Source organism: Duncaniella freteri (assembly GCF_004766125.1).
Lineage (GTDB): Bacteria > Bacteroidota > Bacteroidia > Bacteroidales > Muribaculaceae > Duncaniella > Duncaniella freteri.
Genome location: NZ_SJSA01000002.1, coordinates 71191 through 91668 on the forward strand (window position 1 = coordinate 71191; position 20478 = coordinate 91668).

Consider the following 20478-nt stretch of genomic DNA (forward strand, 5'->3'; position numbering starts at 1 on the left):
ATTCAGTTGCGTCAAGGCTGGTTCAGCACCGTCCAAACGCCTCTCTCATAGGTAACTTTATAGGGAACTCGGCAAAATTAGAGTGAAAGTAAAATCGCCAAATAGTTGAATGTCAACTACTTGGCGATTTTGAAGGTGGTGCCACCAGAACCTGAGTTTGTGAATTGTGGCGAATGTAGGTGAATATTGAGTTGATGCAAAATGCTGAATAATAACGTAATATGAATTTTGGCTGAATTTTGAGCTTTCACGGAAATTCAAAAAACGTGGTGACCTGCGTGGTGACCCGACTTGACAAAACGTGGTTTGAGTTGTTATATTTGCAGAACCAAAACGATTGATAGTGAACGACTGTGAATCGTGGCGAATGAATTTAGCAACACAAAATAAGATGGCAACAACACCCTCTCCGAAAAAATTGACCCCGTTTCATGTCCGCAACAAGGATTTGAAAAAGGAAACAGCGACACTGTTTATCCGTGTACATACCCGCAAGATTGACGTGCTTGTTTCGACGCTCCTGCAAGTGGAGGTAAGCGAGTGGCTCAAAGCAACCGCTTCGCCCCGTGCGTGGCTGGCACATCAGAAAAAGAATTATCAACTTCACGCCAAACTGACGCAGATTGAAGGCATTGTGAAAGCGCACCTCGCCAAACTAAATTTCGACCGCGAGGCTCTTGACATGGATGTGCGCTACATTTCCGAGCCGGAGAAAGTCGAGGCTGAACGAAAGGCGAAAGAGGAAGCGGCAGAAGCAGAGCGAAAGGCTTTGGCAAAGAAAGAGGCGGCAAGAGAAAAAGCCCGTAAGAAAGCCGAGGAGAAGAAACGCATTGAGGATGAGAAGAACCGTCTTATCTGGTCATTCCTCGTTCAGTTTGTCGAAGACATCAAGAGCGGCGCACGGAAGATTGGCAGCAAGGACTATTCAGCTGGATCCTGCAAGACTTGGAAAAGCTATATAGGCGTTTATGAAGGCTTCGACCCCTTGCATCAGTTCGGTTGGGCTGACATTAACCGCGCCTTTGTAAGTCGCTATATCAACTATCTCAGGCGGCACGGCTATATGCCCAAGGTAGTCAACAAGCACATGACAAATCTGAAAGCACTTATCAACGCCGCGTTCATTGACGGTGTTCATGACAATCAACGCGCCGCTTCGCTCATAGTCAAGAATAAGATTGAAGACCGCGATAAGGCAGTCGAGATTTATCTCACCGAGGAAGAGTTACAAGCACTCTATGAAATGCCGTTGACCGGGAAGAAAGAGCATGTGCGCGATGTTTTTCTCATCGGTTGCTATACTTGTCAGCGAGTGAGCGATTATAACAATCTCAACAAAGACCATTTTGAAACGACGCGGAAAGGCACACGCATCATTAGGTTGGTACAGCAGAAAACTAAGACCGAGGTGACAATCCCGGTGATGAACGAGAACCTTATTGCCATCTGTGAGAAATATGGTTACAATATTCCGAAAGCCAACGAGCAGGTGCTGAATCGTTACATAAAGGACATACTTGAAGATTTGTCTGAACGTGTATCGACACTGAAAGAGAAAGTGCCGACCAATCTGACTATGAAGCAGAAGGACGCATTGAAAAAAGAAGGCAAGGAGCCGGAGACCGACCTGAACGGCAACGTACTACTACCGCGCTTCAAATGTGTGACGAGCCACACCGCCCGACGCACCGGAATCACCAACATGTATCTCAGCCACAAATACGACATCGTGCAGATGATGCACGTCAGCGGCCACAAAACCCAAAAGACCTTCATGGACTACATCAAACTCTCCTCCGAGGAGATAGCCGACGAAATCGCCGCCCGAACCAAGAAAGATAGTGAGATGTGGTGATCATATAAAAACTCTTATCAATTTAATGGAACTACGAAACTTTGCGTCATAGGCGTAAAGATCAATTTAACAGTGAATGGAGTGTATCGAATCACTCCATTCATCTTTATGTTTTTATTGTTTGGTGGGATAATCTCAAATTTCACGTCACAAGTGGCAAAAATCCTTTTTGCAATATCCAGTCCAAGGCCTTTACCTTTTATTTCATCACATTTACGAGCCTCAGAACCTCGATATCCTCTTTGATATATCTGCTGAATTTCTGAATCTTCAATTATTGGCCCCCAATTGGTAATGGTAAGTTCAAGAGTTGAGTTAGCTTCTTTAAAATCTATCACAATTGGTTCTTCAGGATGGGAATATTTCCATGCATTTTCTATAATGATAAAGAGTCCTACTGATATAATTCTTTTTGTTTTGAATCGAGAATAAGAATTTCCAGTAAGTTTAAAAATTCGTGCTTGATCTGACCATCCTCCATTTATACTTTTATATAATTTCTCAACTTCTTTATAGATTGATACGCCTTGAGATGCCATAGATTCATATGACTGCGGGCTAATAAGATATTCGTACAATTCCATACGACATGTACCCAACTCCTCTAATGCCTTTATACTCAAAGCTGTATTATGGATTGTCTCATAATCCTTGTATTCCAACGCTTTAAGTAATACATTAAGTGAACTGTCCATTCGTTCATTAAAAGCCTTAAGCTCATGAATGAGATCACGAGTAACTTCTCGGTCTTGTTTCAGAAGATTTTCTACATCAGGTTTGTCTTCTTTGCTTTTTTCCACAATAGAACTTTTAGCCTGTCCCTGATGTCTAAGTAGTTTTCTGAAACTTTGATTTATTTTTCTTCCCATATTGTAGAGATTTATGCACCTAAAACACCAAGTGCTGTAGTAGCCAATTTAAAGAACTCAGTTACTAAATTAATTGCTTCGGACGATAAATCCCAGTCTTGACGACTCCATTCAATATTGGCCCCATTTCCTTTTAATAGTGCTCTGACGTATGTATTTTCAATATTACGTAGAATCTTCCGAGAAATATTTTGCTCCTCCAAATATGATTCTATCTTGAGCCATATGGATTTAGGATCATAAATCTCATTTATAGTTTCTGATAAGACTTCTTCCCATTCAGATGAATCATCGTTCTTTTTCATTTGTTTTATACCTCGTAAAAGAGGGGTATGACTAAAGTCTATTGCAGAACGAGAGTATATAATACATCCCTTCTGGGGATAATTTTTATGAATCTGATTCAGAACAAAGGCACCCTCTGCAGCAGAACTAAAAGATGAAGCGACCCCTCTATTATCACTTACAATAATATGGAAGGGTTCCGCATCCGTGATATTATCCCATTTATTCTTTACAGTAAGATTAAATCCGATAGCTCGAAGAGGAGCCTCGTTATAAAAAGGCTCATCGTCCACAATAAGGATGCGGGTAGTATGTCTTAATTGACTTACATTGACCGGATGCGTTGGAAGATCATCCAGTGTATATTTTTTGAATGGAATTAAGAATCTCATGTCTTATTTTGTGAAGATATTATTAATTGTAATTATATTTTGAGCAATCCCGGAATGAGCATTTTGTCTCAGTCCATAAGGTGTCACAAGCGTGATATGTACCGCCTTTTTTGTTTGGGTGGCTTCGATGAAGTTGCCTCGGCGGCGACGTAGTTTCATTTCCTCATCTTCTGAAACGACATATTCCTGAGCCGAGAATTTCATCTCGCAAAGATTTATGACACCATCATTGCGGTCAATCAACAAGTCTATCTGAGTCTTGTCAATTCCTTTTTCTTCATCGGCCTCGGTTCTCCAACTATAGACATTCGATAGTACGCCGGATATTCCAAGGGCTTCTTTGATTTGCCTGATGTGTTGAAGGCACACTCGTTCAAAGGCAATGCCGCTCCATGCGCGATGCAAGGCCGATCCAATGTTATTGGTCCAGAAATGAGCATCGTTGTTCTTGTTACTTTTCAAATACTGGAAATAGAAAATGGTGAAGTTGTCAATCAGCTGATAGAGCGCATCTTTAGATTGCTTACCCATGCAATTATACTTACGGATAAATCCACACCATTCAAGCTCGTTTAGATACCTCGATAAATCACCACCTGTAGGGATTCCGCTCTGATTAACAATCTCGTCACGGTTTAGTCCGCTTCGCTTGGTCGCTAAAGCGGATACCACTTGCATATATGGCTCTGGATTATTGAACAATGAAGCGTAAAGTTGTTCATATTCGTGGGATAGCCCTTCTACCTCTTGATTAAAAAACAGGGCATCAATATTTTGAGCCATACTTAGTTCTCGTTTGATAAGGCTCCAATAAAAAGGAATACCACCCATAATCATGTAGTTCTCCACCAACTGATAGCGGCTAAGTCCTAATTTATTCTTTTCCGAATATTCCTCACATTCTGAAAGTGTAAATGGATGGAGTAGTATCTTATTCGTTAGTCGATTGTGAAGCCCACCATGATTATTTATGAGTTTATTAACAATCCATGAGGTTGCAGAACCGCAGGCTATCAAAAGAATATCTTTCCTTGCAGAAGCCCAACTATTCCAGAAATGTTCCAACCCGGATATGAAATTTGAACGGGGAGTATCCATCCACGGTAACTCATCAAAAAAAACAATCTTCTTCCCCTCCGGGAGAGTGCCCAGCCATTCTTCCAACGCAAAGAATGCCTCATACCAACTTTTGAACTGAGTATATTTCCTCCCTGACGCATTTTGAAGTGATGCTCGGAAACTCAGCAACTGATCCTTCATTTTTCCTCGTGCAAGTCCGGTATGCTGGAATGTAAACGAGTAGTTGAACGTCTCTCTTATAAGGAATGTTTTTCCTACACGCCTACGACCATACACTGCCACGAACTTTGAATATTCAGAGTTCGCGGCATCTAACAGTTCCTTTTGTTCTGGTTTCCTTCCTATTATCATCGCTTGAGAATCTATTTTTCACTGCAAAGTTAATAATTATTTTTGAGAAAACATCGTTATAATCCTCCAAATCTATGATTTTTGACCTACTTTTGGAGGATTATAAGCATATTATGACGACATCGAACTCGTAAAGACGGCATTAAAGCGAAAAAATATCATCGGTGTCTGAACCTTTTTCAACCTACCTTCGTTAGAATTGTACTGATGGTCTTTCATTGACCGCGACAAGGAGTTTTGACGAATGTGCCCCAGCACTTCGTGACAGCGTCATGCCGAGTTGCGACAAGAGACAAGACTACATCGAAAACGTGATGGCATTTTCATGTGACCATAGCGGAGCATCAACACACAGCCTATCTCATGGGCAAATCACACACATAGCTCTGCCGTGACGGTCGCCAGGCATGATTTTGTCCGTCAAAGTCCATTCGTGGGCGAAAAGACATATATCCCCTTGCAAGGGGAACGATTATCAACGCACAGCCAAAGAAGCGTGCCGCCATCTGCGCATGGGAAGAATGCGGAGGCATTGAGGCGAATGGTATAGCCATTGTTATGCACCTATGTTTCCTGCCCGGATGGCCTATAACTGCATTTTCTTGTAATACACGCAAGATGATGTAGTTACAGGGCTATTTTTGCCCCAAAAAGCACCTTTGGAGCTGTGATGATTTGGAAACGCGAAAATTATTTCGTATCTTTATGTAACACAAGATGGCAGAGCCACCGTCCGACACATTCAACTTTTATATATCGGATTGGAATGATGCTCCTGACTGTGCTACGCTTTTTTGTGTTCATACCTACACCTAATCCCGGATGAAGTCGTCCGGAACACTATGAAGATGAGAGCCTTAAAAGGACGGCAGACGCGAACCGCTAACAACACGCACTGAGGAAGCGATGACCCAACGGTTTGCAAACAAATGGAATGGCTGCTGTTAAATGGCTCAGAGAAAGACGGTTTTCCAATTATAAGGGAAGATTGCACCCGATTGTCAACACGCTGGATTTTGTGGATATAGTGGCAGCGTTAATTTGAAATATCGGAAGCGTCTGACTGACAGATTGGGAAAAAGATCTTAGAAAGCGCGACCCGCGCGAAATTTACCAAATTAAAATGATGGCATTCGCCTTATGATGGCGTTTGCACCCGACGTATGTTCGCTCAAACATAGCGGATAGCCCCCTTGTTGTCTTCATTCTGAAGGCGGCATGGGATAGGGAGAACTGCGTCCGTTTCTGACCGAAGATTTGTCGGAAACACACTGTTTGTTGGCTTCAACGAAAAGAGCCGACAGCACCCACTATGTCCTTTTCGGACCGTTGTCACCGCCCATTGCGCCGGGGCTGTGCCAACGTATAAAGTCGGCGGTATTCTCATAAATTCAAATCCCCCCAATATGAATTTATATAACCTTCTCCAAGCCTCTCTCTCCGACCCCAACTCTCCCAACATTCTCCTTACCGTCAGCCTCAGTGATCTCCATCAGCTTGTGGTTGACACCATCGACGCCACCCGCGACCGTCTTCTGCCCCTATTCATGAAGGCGGATGAAGACCGACTTCTTACCAAAGCCGAAGTTTGTGCCAAACTCGGTATCAAGCCGACATCGGTATGGAACCTTGTGCAAAAGGGTAAACTCACCGCAATCAAGGTTGGCCGCAGCAGCCGCTACAAACTGAGCGAGGTGACCGCGATTCTTGATGCTAAAAACGATTGAGCCAATGAAAGAAAATGACACTCACACCACCGCCGAACTGCCCGAAGACCGCTTTGAGCGCATCGGCACGACCTACTACAAGCTCGTCCGACAGCCCAATGCCGCCGGACAGCTTGTGGAACGCAGCATACCGTGGACTATCGAGGCTATCCGTCAGGACTATGGCAAGGACTTCCTCGCCAACATTCCGAAGTATGATGGATTCTGCTGTGTCCCTGCCCATATTGACTATCAGCCCGTAATCGGCAATTTCAAGAACAAGTATTCGCCGCTGACACATCTGCCGGAAGAAGGCGTGTGGCCTCACATCGAGGCACTCGTGCGCCATATATTCGGCGACCAATACGAACTCGGTCTTGACTACCTGCAAATCCTCTACACCATGCCGTTGCAGAAACTACCGATACTCCTGCTGGTATCCGAGGAACGCAACACAGGTAAATCCACATTCCTCAATTTCCTCAAACTTGTATTTGAGGCAAATCTCACGTTCAACACCAACGAGAATTTCCGCAGTCAGTTCAACGATGATTGGAACGGCAAGCTGATAATCGTGGTTGACGAGGTGCTGCTCAACAAGCGCGAGGATTCGGAGCGTCTGAAGAATCTCAGCACCACCTACAACTACAAGATGGAAGCCAAAGGACGCGACCGCGAGGAGGTGAGTTTCTTCGCCAAGTTCGTGCTATGCTCCAACAACGAGTATCTGCCCGTAGTCATAGACCCAGGTGAAACCCGTTATTGGGTGAGGAAGATACCGCAGTTGGCATCTGACGACACCTGTTTCTTGGAGAAGATCCGCGATGAAATCCCGGCATTTCTCCATGCCATGAGCAACCGTCAGCTGTCCACAACCGAGGAAAGTCGGATGTGGTTTGACCCTAAGCTGATTGACACCGAGGCGTTGCAGAAGATAATACGCGCCAACCGCAACCGTGTCGAGGTAGAACTCGCGGAACTGCTTACCGATATAATGGACAGCCGGAAGATTGATGCCGTTGACTTCTGCCTCAACGACATTCTCAACCTTTTCGACTATCAGCGGGTAAAGGCCGACCGCTCGGCACTGAGAAAAGTGGTGCAGGATTGTTGGAAGTTGCGACCAGCCCAGAACTCGCTATGCTACACCACCTATCAGATGGGAGTGTTCCTCAACGAACCAGCATACGTCGAGAGCAAGAAGGTCGGACGCTTCTATACCGTAACACGGCAGATGTTAGAGAACCTTTAATTTTTTCTTGTTGGATTTGATAGATTGATGATTTGATGAATGAAGCGACAATAGAGTAGTAATCAGCGACTTTTCTTTTCATCGCCCTTTCATCAGATATTCAACAAAAAGAAAAGGCAACAAAAGAATAACGCAACGAGAGAAAAACATCTTCTCTCATCGCCCGATACGTTTCTTTTCGTTGCTAAAACTTATGATGAAACACCGATGAAAGAATAAATATCTACAAATCAGAGCTATATTCTCATCTTTCATCAATCCATCAAATTCAACACTCACCCCGGTTGCTGCAATTTTCTCAGTGACCATAAACCCAATAAATGTATGGCAAGAACAATCACACCCAAAATAGATGCCCGACTTTTTACGGCTCAAATGAACGCCAAAGAAAAGGCAAGATGTAATATCCGTCAATATATCCCGATTGGAGCTGTAAAAGGCAACTTTTGGGATGATGCACCAGCTCCCGGAATGTACTACGACACCGACATCAATATGTGGTGTCCGGAATCGTTCAAATTGGAGAAAATGGAAATTATCGAGGAGGACACACAGCGTATCATAGACACGACTCCTGATGAAGAAAGGGAAGGATACTCTGTCAACGGCAAGAAACTTGTCCCCTACGTGTCTGTAGTCACTGAACGGATGAATGCCAGAAAAAATATTGACGAAAATCCGGCGAGAGAGGTACAGCAGGTACACTGCGACACTGGTACACCTATTGCATCAAACCATGTGTCGATAAAGGAAGAGAAAGCCACGGCCATTCCCAAGTCCGCCCGTACAACATCAAGGTCGAGAATTGTTGATATTGCCCCTCCTGTTGAACCCATATCCATTCCGGAGCCGATTGTTCCCATTGAAGTGTCAAAGCCGACAGTTGAGCCACAGCCCGAAGCCGTGGAACAATCGAAGAAGACGCGACGAAGCGCACGGATGGACGAGGCAGACTTCGACATCTTGGCGAGCCAGTTCATCTACCCGACAGACCTCGCAGAGAAAAAGCCACTGTTTTTCCCGACGGACATACGTGAGTCACTAAAATTGGTTGCCCGACTCATACCCGGCGGCAAGGTGTCCCCCTCGCATATCGCAATCCATATCATCAGGGCATGGCTCGATGAGAACCGCGATTTGCTCAACCGTATGCTGTCAAGTCAGAAATTAAGCATCTAAATGAGAAGTCAGCAGTCCAAGCGGTACTGCACCCCAGAATGTAAATGGAGGGGGTTAGCGAGGTTAGTTTTCGGTGATACCGAAAACGGTCGCGTAAACGCTCCGACCTCGCACCCCACCATTGCACCCGGTGCAACGGTACACCAGTGTACCAACCGCGATTTACCCCCTCCAATTATCCACCCTTTAATCCTATACGTCCTATGAAGCCCAAGACAACCGCCAAGTCAAATCTGAAGAACGGCAACCGCAACGGTCGCCCGGCTCTTCCCGAAAATGAGAAGCAGTCGATAATCAGACCCACCAAATTCAACCAGGAGCAGGATGCCGTGCTGATGGAGAACTTTCATAGCAGCGGACTCTCCTGCGTAAGCGAATATATCCGGGCCGTGTCACTCAATCCCAAGATTGTTCCACGGCTGACCGAGGAAGAACTGCGGATAGCCCGTACTCTATCCGGCTTCAGCAACAACTTCAACCAGTTCGTGAGGCTCTGCCATATCCACGGACTCGAAGCGATGGCAGCAGAGGCTGAGTTTTACCTCGGCAAGTTCCGATGCCTCTTTGGAAAATTCAATAACGATTAAGCCCTTAATTTTTATGATTGCATACATCATTAACGGCAAGAGTTTCGGCAACTGCGTTGACTATGTGACGCGCCGGACACTTGAAGAGAAACTGAGCGCGGAAGCCGCTCAGAAGCAGAGAGCCGATGAGAAAAAGTATGAGTCCAACAACGGTGAAGGCATAGTTTACCACCTTTCCAAAGACTGGGAACTGATAGGCGCATCTTCCGATATTCGGCTCTATGAAGGCCGCAAGGCTATCGCTGATGACATAGCACGCCCTACGAGGACAAGGAAGCCTATTAAAGATCCGGTGGGTCATATCTCACTCGACTTCCACCCGAAGGACGCACCCAAAATGACCAACGAAAGAATGGCCGACATTGCTTGCGATTATATGAAGCGAATGGGTTTGGACAACACTCCCTATATCATCGTCCGGCACTTCGACAAGGCTCATCCGCATTGCCACCTTGTGTTCAGCCGCGTTGATTACGACGGCAAGATTCTCACGCAGACCACCAACTTCAAAAAGAACGAGCGCGTCTGCAAAGCCCTCAACCTCAAACACCGGCTCATGCAAGGCAGAAGCAAACTTGATACCGATGTCAGCAAACTGCGCGGAAAGGAGAAGGTAAGATACAAACTGACCCATGATCTTGCCCGACTGTTTGTCTCGCCCGATGTAAAAGATTGGAATTCTTTTCTCATTGTCCTTTTGCGGAACGGCATTACTACAAAAGAGAAAGTCGGTAAAAGCGGTAGGACGAATCTTTATTACTGCGTGGGCAAGCAGTCGTTTTGGTCTATGAAACTTGACCCATTTCTCACTCGGGAGAATCTTGAAAGAGTTTTTAGGGAGAGAATTGAACGGCGACTCAAGGAGTCTGAATCCGTTATTAAGCGAGCAGAACGCCATGCGGTCGAAGAACCAAAGCTCGAGAAAAAAGCAACTTCGCAGCCGAGAGTATCTGCCCAATCGCAGAGCCCCATTCAATCGCACAAGCCGATTGTCATACCACCATTGCCTTTTGAATTCTTGTGGAATGTACCTAAGAGTGATGAGGCGGCATACCGTAGAGGCGAGACGGTTTACACATTTGCACGCAAACCGGCTGATAGGTATAAGGCATACTACTGGATATGGTATGACTTCAAGACCGGAAAGCCACAATGCAGCTTCGACCCGCCCAAGAGCCGAGACATCCCTCCTGTATTCCTGCAACAAGTGGTATCATCCGGCAAGACATCTTCTCATCAGTCTGAATCATCTGACTTCCGAATGTCGCATGTATCACTGAGCAATGCTCCCAATGATGAAGTTTGCATCGCCCATGGCGAACCAGTCTCGGGTGATTTCAAGCAATTCCTTGAAAACCACCCCGACATGGACTTCTACGATGCCAAGCGTAAGTTCAAGGAAGAGCAAAAAGCCAAGCAAAAATCCCGTCAAGGTACAAAGCTCAGCCCGTCATAATCGCCTTTGCAACAGACTGAGCCGGCCCCCGACTTCACGCCGGGAGCCGACTCTTTTGATATGAAAACGCACCACATTGCAATTCAGCAGGCTTATTAAACAACTCATCCACAAACATAACCGCTTCATCGGAATTATCTTGATACATGGTCGTGCAAATGCTATTTTTGCACTAAAAACATATGAGACAAATTATTTTATTGATTATATTTTTTCAAACGCTGCTAATATCAGCTCAAGGTTACATCACATTTGACAACTTCTCTACGAGCCGGTTACGTAATGATGCCGGAGAATATTTCGGTTCGGGAAGTATGCAGATGATTTCGGGAGGATACAATATTCCTCTTTATACTAAAACAAACGAGCGAAATCAATTGACCGCCCTGTCAATCAGTACGTATGCCACATATGCTGATTTGTCAAACACGGGAGAAGCGTCCTCTTTCAATCCGGATAAAATCATCAATACCGGCCTTAGCCTTTCTTATATTCATCCCATCTCTAAGAAATGGAGCATACTGGTAGCTGGAGGAGCCGGAATTTATGCTCCTGCGGATGAAATCAAAATGAACTCTGTTTTGGGAAACGGAGGGGTAATTTTCATTTTCCGTCTAAACAACAATCTAAGTCTTGGTATTGGAGGTGGCGTTTCCAATTCATACGGTGTACCCATGGCGATGCCTATGATATATCTAAGTTGGCAGCGCAATGGAAAATTTATGTTTAGCATAGATATGTCTAATACCATCAAAATTTCCACCTCAACCATTCTATGGGATAAACTCAAACTCGAATTAGCTCCGATGGAAGTAGATGGACTGATGGCTGTCAGACATACCGACGACGGAGATCAGATTTACTCTATGGTTATGTTACAGTCCTATTTTTCTCCATCATTCCTATTCAGCAAGAAATTCAGCTTATTTGCTAAAATCGGAGGGAATTGGATACGAGGTATAAGTGCAAAAGAGCGGAGTCTGAAATCATTCTTTGATGGTTTCAGGAGCAATAATAATGAAGCCCCCTATTTTAATGTTTCCCTTAGATTGTCAGCAGGCATCAGATTCAGTTTCTAAAAAAAAATTAGTAAATTTGAATTATAAAACCAAAATAACAACCCCCAATGATAAAATATCTGATAATAGAGGATGAGCCATTAGCCTTTGAGGAACTAAAAAGGATGGTTGAGAAATTGCGCCCGGAATTTCAGATGTCGGGATGGTCGCAAAGTGTGGCTCAAAGTATATCCTTGCTGAAATCTCAGTCATTCGACTTAATATTTGCAGACATCTCATTGGCTGACGGTTTGTGCTTTGATATTTTCAACGAAATACCCGTGAATGTCCCTGTAATATTCACCACAGCCTACGATGAATACGCTATAAAGGCTTTCAAAGTCAATGGAATTGATTATCTTCTGAAGCCAATTGAGCAGGAAGAACTGGAGCATGCTATACTGCGATTTGAGCGTAATAATGTTAAAACAGCTGCAGCGGAAGTCCTTTCAGCAATGGATATTCAATACAGCAATTGTCCAAGAACACGTTTCATGGTAAAAACTGGAGACTCTTTTTTTCATGTCGAAGCCTTCGATATTGCATTCTTTTACAGCGAAGATAAATACACTTATCTCCACCTGTTTTCAAGTAAAAGATTTGTCATGGATTATTCTCTTGACACCATAGAAGGAATGCTTGACAGAAAACTATTCTATCGCATCTCTCGCGGATGCATTGTAAATATCCGTGCTATTGAGAAGTGCTGCCGATACTTTGGCGGAAGATTAAAACTACATTGCACACCACAGTTGCCCATAGAGAATCTAGTAAGCCGAGGTAGAGTTAAGACATTTTTGGAGTGGTTCGATGGTATAATATAAGAAAATGGATACACAAACAAGATACGTATTCCTATTTATATTCGTGATTTCCATATCATTCATACCGTTTATAGGAATATATAGCATCATGACTGGCAGGCCCGAGAATCTCTGGTGGACTATACTTGTCAACATTCCCGCGTGTCTGCTGTTAGGTATTTGTGATTTTCTTTTAGTCAAGAAAACGCAACAGATGGTAAAACGCAATGTTATCCGAGTAATCACAGATCTAATGGTTACAACAATAATAACTATAGTGATTATATGCGGCCTAAATCTCATGCTGATGGATGCAACATCACAAGTTCTCTTAAAATCCGCAGTGCCGGCTATACCATGGAACTGGATAGTAACTCTGATTATCGAACTTTTTTTCTACAATGAGCGACAGCAGAAAATAGAGCGAGAAAAATCACATTATCAGTTTATCGCACTCCGTAATCAGATAAATCCACACTTCCTTTTCAATTGCCTCAACGTACTTTCGTCTCTTGCGTATTCAGATGCTGAAAAAGCCAATACTTTTGCCAAAAGGCTCGCTTCCGTATATCGCTATATTTTGTCCACTAATGAAAGTCAAATTGTTGACATTGAAGATGAAATTGCTTATGTCAACAAGTATATTTACCTTGAACAGGTTAGATTTGGCGACTACCTATCAGTAATAATTGAAGATGTCAGAACGACAAAAAAAGGACATATAATCCCCGTAAGTGTACAGCAACTTGTGGAAAACGCAATCAAACATAACATCTGCTCAAAAGAGTTTCCATTAAAAATAGAGGTATTGATCGATGATATTGATATTAAGGTAGTCAACAATGTGCAATTACGCAAAACATCATATGGTACGGGCGTAGGCCTGGATAATATAAGACGACAATATGCTCTGCATAATCACCATATTACGGTAAGTGTATCCGATACTACATTCACAGTTTCCCTGCCCATAATCCATTAAGATATATCTATCGCACTTTTGGACAGTAGTGAATGGAGGCTGCGATTGATTTTATCTTATTGGGGTCGGAACAAGATTTGGCAAATTTAGAGCCTTTATCGTGGTGACCCGGCTGATTTTCGGTTGAGGTCACCACATTTTTATCGTGCGATTATAGTTAAACTCTGTTAAAGTTTGGGGTTGCGAGGCTGTGACGTGGGGTTGAATGATGGTGAACGACTACGAATTATACACTAATTTGCATTGATAATCAATGTCTTACATATCTACTGAAATAGATATACACACGCCACGACACACATAACCAACAATATTTCAGCAATTTACGATGGGCGTGGTGACTTTTGTGGTGACTCGGAGGGGGATGGGTGAAAGAAAGACCGCTAACTCATTGAGAATTAGCGGTCTTCTGTGGTGCCACCAGTAATATAAATGTTAAATTATTATCAATCGGATTAAATTTAATTATATACTAATATACTGATATTGAGCCGAATTAAATAATTTTCAATTTAGGCGGATAGCGGCTGTTTTAGAAATTATAGTGACTATTGTAGTGACTATTCAGGAGAAGTCACTAACTTTGCAATGTCCGATTCATAAGGGAATCGAACCTTGGATTCTATGGCAAAATCTCTTTCCCGGTTCTTCATCCGCAAGCAGGACGAGAAGAACGAAATCGCAACTCTTTTCTTTAGGGTGCAGAACAAGAAACACAAAGTCGATACGCTCTTTTCCTCTCAGATACGTGTGAATGTTGCGGAGTGGAAAGAGGCTTTGTCGTGTCCTGAAAAATGGATGCGACATCAAAGGGCGAACTTCAATCTACACGACTCACTCAATAGGATTGAACTGGTAGTGAAGTCGGAAGTCGAGGGCATGTCTTTCGATAAGTCACATGTTGAGGCCGAAATCCTCTCTATCGCCAATCCGAAGAAAGCAGAAGCCATAATGAAAGCTAAGCGTGAAGAGGAGGAACGGCAACGCGAGGAAGAACGCATAAAGGAAGAGCAGGAGCGTCTGATAAAGGAGGGCATCGATGCTGAACGCGCCAAAATATGGAACTTCATAGACCGATTTTGCAATGAAATCAAGAGCGGTGCCAGGCTTAATGGTCATGATAGATATGCGCCCGGCACTGTGAAGGCATGGAATAGCTTTAGGAAGCTGTATGACTTGTTTGACAGAAAGCATCGCTACACATGGCATGATGTAGACCGTGCATTCGTCACCAAATTCCTGAATTTTATGGAGAAGAAAGATTATATGGTGACTGCGCAGAATAAATACCTGGTCGATCTACGAGCAATCATCAGCTATGCCTATGCCGACGGAATACACAACAATGACCGCGCCCTGCAATATTTCGCAAAAAAGAAAATTGAAGAGAAAGACAAGGCTATTGAAATATACCTTACCGAAGCAGAGCTTCAGGCATTGTATGAAATGCCACTGTCAGGCAAGCAGGAAGAGGTGCGCGATATATTTCTTGTCGGGTGCTACACCTGTCAGCGCGTGAGCGATTACAACGACATTGACAAGGATTGTTTCACCACTACTGCCAAAGGAACACCGGTAATACGCCTCATTCAGAAGAAAACCCGCAACGAGGTAAAGATTCCTATAATGAATCCCAACCTAAAGGCTATATGCGAAAAATACAACTACAATCTCCCTTATGTTGTTGACGTGATACTCAACCGCTACATAAAGGAGATTCTGAAGGAGTTGTCCGATAAAGTGCCCGACTTAGCCAAGATGGTAGTAACCAAACTTACTCAAAAGCAGAAGAAACTGGTGGAGGACGGCAAGCTCGTTGTCGAGCACAACGAAAAGGGAGAGGTGATAATGCCTCGCTACAAGTGCGTGACAACCCACACAGCCCGCCGTAGCGGAATCACCAACATGTACCTAACCCACAAATACTCCATCGTACAGATGATGCACGTCAGCGGCCACAAGACACAAAAGACCTTTATGGACTATATCAAACTCTCCTCGGACGAAATCGCCGACGAGATAGACGCTATCGCTAATGGCGCAAAATCCGAAGTATTTTGACTATTATTACTCGGAAACAGCTACAAATCAAAATATAAATTGTAATTTTGAATATGGAAACAAATAATTCACAGCTCGTAATCTATCAGGCGCCGGACGGAAATATGTCGATTGATGTGACAGTTCAGAATGATACCGTATGGCTGAGTCAAGGGCAGATGGCCGAACTCTTTGACAAAGATCAGTCAGTTATTGCCCGCCACATCTCTAATGTTTTCAAGGAAGGCGAGCTGGAGAAAGAGAGTAATATGCAAATTTTGCATAATACTCTGTCGAAGTACAAACCGACTCAGGTTTACAGCCTTGATGTTATTATCTCTGTTGGCTATCGCGTTAAATCCAAACGTGGTACTCAATTCCGCATCTGGGCAAATAAGATATTGAAGCAGTATCTTCTTCAAGGCTATGTCATAAACGAGCGGATAGCTGCACAGAAATATGACGAGCTTAGTCAGTTGATAAAAGTGCTCGGCCGCACAATCCAAAATCAGGAAAGGCTTACGGAGGACAGCCGTTCATTGCTCGATGTTGTTGTCGATTACACATACGCCCTCGACACTCTTGACCGCTACGACTATCAGGAACTGAAGATCGAGGACACCACCGGTAAAGAGTCGTTTCATGCCACTTACGAAAACGCCATGGAAGTCATCCGCGAGTTACATGAGAAATTCGGTGGCAGCACATTGTTCGGCAACGAAAAGGACGATTCCTTCAAAAGCTCCATCGGTCAGATTTACCAGACCTTCGGTGGCGTTGACCTATATCCCTCAGTCGAGGAAAAAGCAGCCATGCTCCTGTATCTAGTTACAAAGAATCACTCGTTCAGCGACGGTAACAAACGCATTGCCGCCACACTGTTCCTGTGGTTCCTCAACGGTAACGGCATTCTCTACAATGAGGATGGCACCAAACGCATTGCCGACAACACCCTCGTCGCCATTACCCTTATGATAGCAGAAAGCCGCACTGAGGAAAAGGACACAATGGTAAAAGTCATCGTCAACCTAATCAACAAGAACAACTGAGGATAAGACGAAACAACACCCAAAATATGCACGGCTTAACGACTTCATGCCGAGGATTGACCTGTCGGTGCTGAATGATTATTTAACGGCTAATCTCTGCGCTGATTTTCATACTCGTTTGGGACATTTATCACATACGATGTCGATTATTCTTTGTAAATTTGCGATATGGTTTCATTGATAATGTCAATATTAGCTGTTGCTATAATTCTTTCTTTCGGGCTTATGGTCAAAAGTCCGAAATATGGTGTATGGGTATATAAGGGAGCGATTTTCATTATTATGCTAATCGTATTATTCGTAGCCCTCTTTTTTTATCTGGGAGGTAATGCAGATATTTCCGCGCTCAACATCAATCTCCATCCGTGGAGGAATTATCTGCTCTATCGTGTCGTTGCTGCCGTAGTTTGCGTTGCAGTAATTTTCGCAATATCCCAGTTGTCTCTGTTGTTTGTGAAATATCATAATAAAAAGCAGATAGTGAAATATGAGGGAGTTATCTATGCCGCGATGTTGATAATCGGAATTGTCTGCCTTTCAAAATGTAGTGGAGTAGGAAAATTGGACGATGATAAATTGCAGGCAGGCAATGATGTGGTAAGGCTTATATATAAATACAATAAATCCCACAAAAGGCCGTGTCAGTCCCTGTCAGAGTTGGGTTTGAAGCCTGTTGGCGATAATTATTACGAATATAAAGGTATGTGGTTTCTATTGGATGCCAACGATAAGGCTTTTGATTTGCGATTTCGTAGTCCACAAGGTAGTGACATGAATTACGATTTTACATATTCAAGCGATGTTCATGAGTGGGATGGAACCATAATTTGGTAGTTCAATTTACACTTCATTGCTATGTCGAAATTTGAAATAGTACTGATACTTGGTCTCACATTGGTTGCCATTAGCGGACTTGTAAGCGCAAAACTAAAGCATAATAACCGCCGGATGTGGTGGTTGCCAATTGCAATTTGCGGAAGCCTGTTAGTACTCTTAATAGCTTTATATGTTTGGTTAATTATTGATTTTATGAATGCTCCTCTTTGCGTGTAACCGGACGTTACGCACAATCTTCCCATACAGGAGATTGCATCATATTTAGGCGTTTCCCGCCGTCAGTTGCACCGCATCCGCGAGGCTGAAAGTGCAGCCGACACCCCCGAAATCTAAAAAGATTATAAGATAATCGCCTTTTATGCCTGATTTTTATGGCTGTATGGGACATTTGTCACATCCAATGTCAATTATTCTTTGTAACTTTGCGTATGGCAGCACTCTATAGGATATTGATTCTGTGTGTTGGCTTTGCTCTTTCCTGTAACCTATGGGCGCAAAGCCGCGAATTCGGGTGTCGTAATGTTGATGGAGTCTGGCAAGAAAAAACAGATATAGTTAATTCAGCATTTTTGGCAAGATACACCATAAATGCAGATTCAATCTGGTATTCAGTGAATGAATACGACGGATTAAATCCCATAAGGTCTTTTGGTGGAACATATACGATAAACCGAGATTCAATTAGTATACGGATACAGTATATAAAACGGGTTTCATATACCGCTATCTGCCGGGATCAGTTTTTGCCGGCAAGCAACCAATGGTCAATACTTGACGAGGGCACATTAGTAACAGACACTTTGCCTGCTCCACAGCTGTTTGTTTTGCCAATAAAGATAGAGCCCAAGACTCTTGTTATTGATGATGTTCCTTTTTATTTAATAACTGACGAACAACAATAACCGGCTATGGAAAATCTAATTCGTGTAACTTTTCTTGCATCCATTCTGTCTGTCGTGGTCGTTGGATGTGGCGGAGGTCGTAAATCCGAAAGTGTCGCGCCACGGCAAACGGCAGAGGACACCGTAATTGCAACCGTCCCTCAGATTGTCAGAGGCAAGGTTGTAGAAGATACCGTTATAGGCCACTGGACAATAAAAGCATTAAAAGACTCCAATGATGTAATCGTTGGAAGACATGACTGGGCTGTAAGAGATTCATCCGTATTTCTTACCCTGTCGTATGACAGAAATATCGTGTACTCCGACAAGGAAATTCGCACGAAAGATTTGGTCGGCAACGAGGGTGAATATATGATGCAGTGGGGTGGCGAAGTATTTTGGGACTCTGACTCTGCTGTTTACTTGTCGTTTGGTTGCGTTCTTCCCGACACGGACGATGGCTGGAATATGCTATATCAGATTCTACCCGACGGTACATCAAATATCATTGTCATTGATGTATATATGGGCGTTGATGGCTTTTATGTAGTGGCTGACTTCATGGCTCTGTATCTGAACGAAAGAGCAGTAGGCGCGTCACCGGCAGACTTGAAAAGACTGTATGGACAGTATTGCACCAAAGAGCTTGCCGAAGAACTATCTGCGGCGACTTTCCCGATTGTTTCGGATGACACCGATTTTCGGCACGCTTATAAGACAATTCATATAGAACCTAAAGACGGCTTTACAGGACTTCCGCTGGAAAAGTATTCATTCGAGGTAAAGTTCAAACCTAACCCTAACGATGATAACGTGACCGACATCCTGTATATGGAAGTAGACGGCTCCACAAATAAGATTATAAAGATTGACAGCGGTGAAAGGAAAGTGATATGACAAACAAAGAATTATTTTTAACCATAGTTGAGCGGCTAAAGACAGAGCCTTTTCTCAAAGGCTTTAAGTTCCGTAAACGTGATTCCTCTTTCATCAAACAAGAAGGTGGTTTGCGACGGCATATCGAATTAGACCATTGGAGTAAGGAGGGAGTGCTTATCATCTATCCTATCTATATGGTTCGTTTTGATGTTCTATTGAAATGGTTTGAGCCGTATAATGTAAAATCACCGCAAGACCAACAGGATAATCCTTCTGTCGGATTTACTGGAAATATGCTTGGCAGACAGGATAAGTTTACGATTTCAGAAGCCAATCTGGAGTGTGAATACTCAAAGCTCTGTGGCACACTTGCCGACTGTTCCGGCATAGTATTTCAATCATACACGTCATTGCATGATATGTTTGAACACGAGATTATACCCAGATTGGAGGGTAAGCGAGCATTACCCGATGTCGGTGCAGACTGGGCGTTCAAGTATCTTACACTAACACGTATTGAATCGCCTGAAGATTATCCGGCAGTCAAAGAATTGGTCTTGGCGCAAGTCCACAAAATGGCTGAACGGCATGAGCCAAATATAATGGACTATTTCCCTCGACTGTACGAAATAATCAGCGTTATGGAGCAGACTTTTCCAACAAAATAATTGCAGACGTCATGGAAATAGATGTGCCGAAATATGATAGAAACATTGGGTTGCAACTCTGTTGGCATCCGGGGTTTTCGATAAAGGTTTCAAGCGATAATAGCGAAGTAACTATATCCGCTAATCGGGAAGGATTGTTATCAATGGCAAGTCATCTCCTCAATTTAGCGCAGGCAGATGTGCTTCCCGGCACACATATACATTTGGATGAATACAATTCATTGGAAGACGGTTCACAAAGTATGATCATTGAGAAAGTATGAAGCGCC

General features: G+C 43.5%; 19 protein-coding genes. 16 read left to right on the forward strand and 3 right to left on the reverse strand.

What is annotated here, in order from left to right; all coding sequences use genetic code 11:
- Window positions 1-391 precede the first annotated feature (391 nt).
- Window positions 392-1855 carry a phage integrase SAM-like domain-containing protein gene (locus tag EZ315_RS10235; RefSeq protein ID WP_170957526.1) on the forward strand — a complete coding sequence of 488 codons (1464 nt, stop codon included), beginning with the start codon at window positions 392-394 and terminating at the stop codon, window positions 1853-1855.
- A 17-nt stretch (window positions 1856-1872) separates the two neighbouring features.
- Here EZ315_RS10235 and EZ315_RS10240 read toward each other — a convergent pair whose 3' ends face one another.
- The 3 genes from EZ315_RS10240 to EZ315_RS10250 are packed head-to-tail and all read right to left on the reverse strand — an operon-like array spanning window position 1873 to window position 4832.
- A complete protein-coding gene (locus tag EZ315_RS10240) occupies window positions 1873-2724 on the reverse strand; it encodes a sensor histidine kinase (protein WP_135471987.1) in 852 nt (283 codons plus the stop codon).
- 11 nt (window positions 2725-2735) lie between these two features.
- Window positions 2736-3401 carry a hypothetical protein gene (locus EZ315_RS10245; protein ID WP_135471988.1) on the reverse strand — a complete coding sequence of 222 codons (666 nt, stop codon included), beginning with the start codon at window positions 3399-3401 and terminating at the stop codon, window positions 2736-2738.
- A gap of 3 nt (window positions 3402-3404) precedes the next feature.
- Window positions 3405-4832 carry an AAA family ATPase gene (locus EZ315_RS10250; RefSeq protein ID WP_135471989.1) on the reverse strand — a complete coding sequence of 476 codons (1428 nt, stop codon included), beginning with the start codon at window positions 4830-4832 and terminating at the stop codon, window positions 3405-3407.
- Between the two features lie 1406 nt (window positions 4833-6238).
- On the opposite strand from EZ315_RS10250, the gene EZ315_RS10255 reads away from it, so the two are divergent.
- From EZ315_RS10255 to EZ315_RS10330, 15 genes are all read left to right on the forward strand, one after another.
- Window positions 6239-6559 carry a helix-turn-helix transcriptional regulator gene (locus EZ315_RS10255; protein ID WP_135471990.1) on the forward strand — a complete coding sequence of 107 codons (321 nt, stop codon included), beginning with the start codon at window positions 6239-6241 and terminating at the stop codon, window positions 6557-6559.
- A 4-nt stretch (window positions 6560-6563) separates the two neighbouring features.
- Window positions 6564-7790 (forward strand): primase-helicase family protein, encoded by a 1227-nt coding sequence (locus EZ315_RS10260; RefSeq protein WP_242452577.1) that lies wholly within the window; start codon window positions 6564-6566, stop codon window positions 7788-7790.
- A 324-nt stretch (window positions 7791-8114) separates the two neighbouring features.
- Window positions 8115-8969 carry a hypothetical protein gene (locus EZ315_RS10265; protein ID WP_135471992.1) on the forward strand — a complete coding sequence of 285 codons (855 nt, stop codon included), beginning with the start codon at window positions 8115-8117 and terminating at the stop codon, window positions 8967-8969.
- Window positions 8970-9172: 203 nt separating this feature from the next.
- Complete coding sequence (locus tag EZ315_RS10275; protein WP_135471994.1) at window positions 9173-9556, forward strand: plasmid mobilization protein; 384 nt, start codon at window positions 9173-9175, stop codon at window positions 9554-9556.
- A 13-nt stretch (window positions 9557-9569) separates the two neighbouring features.
- A complete protein-coding gene (locus tag EZ315_RS10280; RefSeq protein WP_135471995.1) occupies window positions 9570-11012 on the forward strand; it encodes a relaxase/mobilization nuclease domain-containing protein in 1443 nt (480 codons plus the stop codon).
- A 182-nt stretch (window positions 11013-11194) separates the two neighbouring features.
- Window positions 11195-12091, forward strand: coding sequence for a DUF6268 family outer membrane beta-barrel protein (locus tag EZ315_RS10285; RefSeq protein WP_135471996.1), 897 nt, complete (start codon window positions 11195-11197; stop codon window positions 12089-12091).
- A 47-nt stretch (window positions 12092-12138) separates the two neighbouring features.
- Complete coding sequence (locus tag EZ315_RS10290; protein WP_135471997.1) at window positions 12139-12894, forward strand: LytR/AlgR family response regulator transcription factor; 756 nt, start codon at window positions 12139-12141, stop codon at window positions 12892-12894.
- Window positions 12895-12898: 4 nt separating this feature from the next.
- Complete coding sequence (locus tag EZ315_RS10295) at window positions 12899-13855, forward strand: sensor histidine kinase (protein ID WP_135471998.1); 957 nt, start codon at window positions 12899-12901, stop codon at window positions 13853-13855.
- Window positions 13856-14479: 624 nt separating this feature from the next.
- Window positions 14480-15916, forward strand: coding sequence for a tyrosine-type recombinase/integrase (locus EZ315_RS10300; RefSeq protein WP_025077241.1), 1437 nt, complete (start codon window positions 14480-14482; stop codon window positions 15914-15916).
- A 53-nt stretch (window positions 15917-15969) separates the two neighbouring features.
- Window positions 15970-16944: a virulence protein RhuM/Fic/DOC family protein gene (gene rhuM / locus EZ315_RS10305; RefSeq protein ID WP_135471999.1), complete on the forward strand. Its 975-nt coding sequence runs from the start codon at window positions 15970-15972 to the stop codon at window positions 16942-16944.
- Window positions 16945-17127: 183 nt separating this feature from the next.
- Window positions 17128-17778 carry a hypothetical protein gene (locus EZ315_RS10310; RefSeq protein WP_135472000.1) on the forward strand — a complete coding sequence of 217 codons (651 nt, stop codon included), beginning with the start codon at window positions 17128-17130 and terminating at the stop codon, window positions 17776-17778.
- Between the two features lie 431 nt (window positions 17779-18209).
- Window positions 18210-18683 carry a hypothetical protein gene (locus EZ315_RS10315; RefSeq protein ID WP_135472001.1) on the forward strand — a complete coding sequence of 158 codons (474 nt, stop codon included), beginning with the start codon at window positions 18210-18212 and terminating at the stop codon, window positions 18681-18683.
- A gap of 6 nt (window positions 18684-18689) precedes the next feature.
- Window positions 18690-19559: a hypothetical protein gene (locus EZ315_RS10320; RefSeq protein WP_135472002.1), complete on the forward strand. Its 870-nt coding sequence runs from the start codon at window positions 18690-18692 to the stop codon at window positions 19557-19559.
- On the forward strand, window positions 19556-20209 hold the full coding sequence (locus tag EZ315_RS10325; RefSeq protein ID WP_135472003.1) for a hypothetical protein: 654 nt from the start codon (window positions 19556-19558) through the stop codon (window positions 20207-20209). The genes EZ315_RS10320 and EZ315_RS10325 overlap by 4 nt, the downstream gene beginning before the upstream one ends.
- 11 nt (window positions 20210-20220) lie before the next feature.
- Window positions 20221-20472 carry an Imm32 family immunity protein gene (locus tag EZ315_RS10330; protein ID WP_135472004.1) on the forward strand — a complete coding sequence of 84 codons (252 nt, stop codon included), beginning with the start codon at window positions 20221-20223 and terminating at the stop codon, window positions 20470-20472.
- The last annotated feature ends 6 nt before the right edge of the window (window positions 20473-20478 follow it).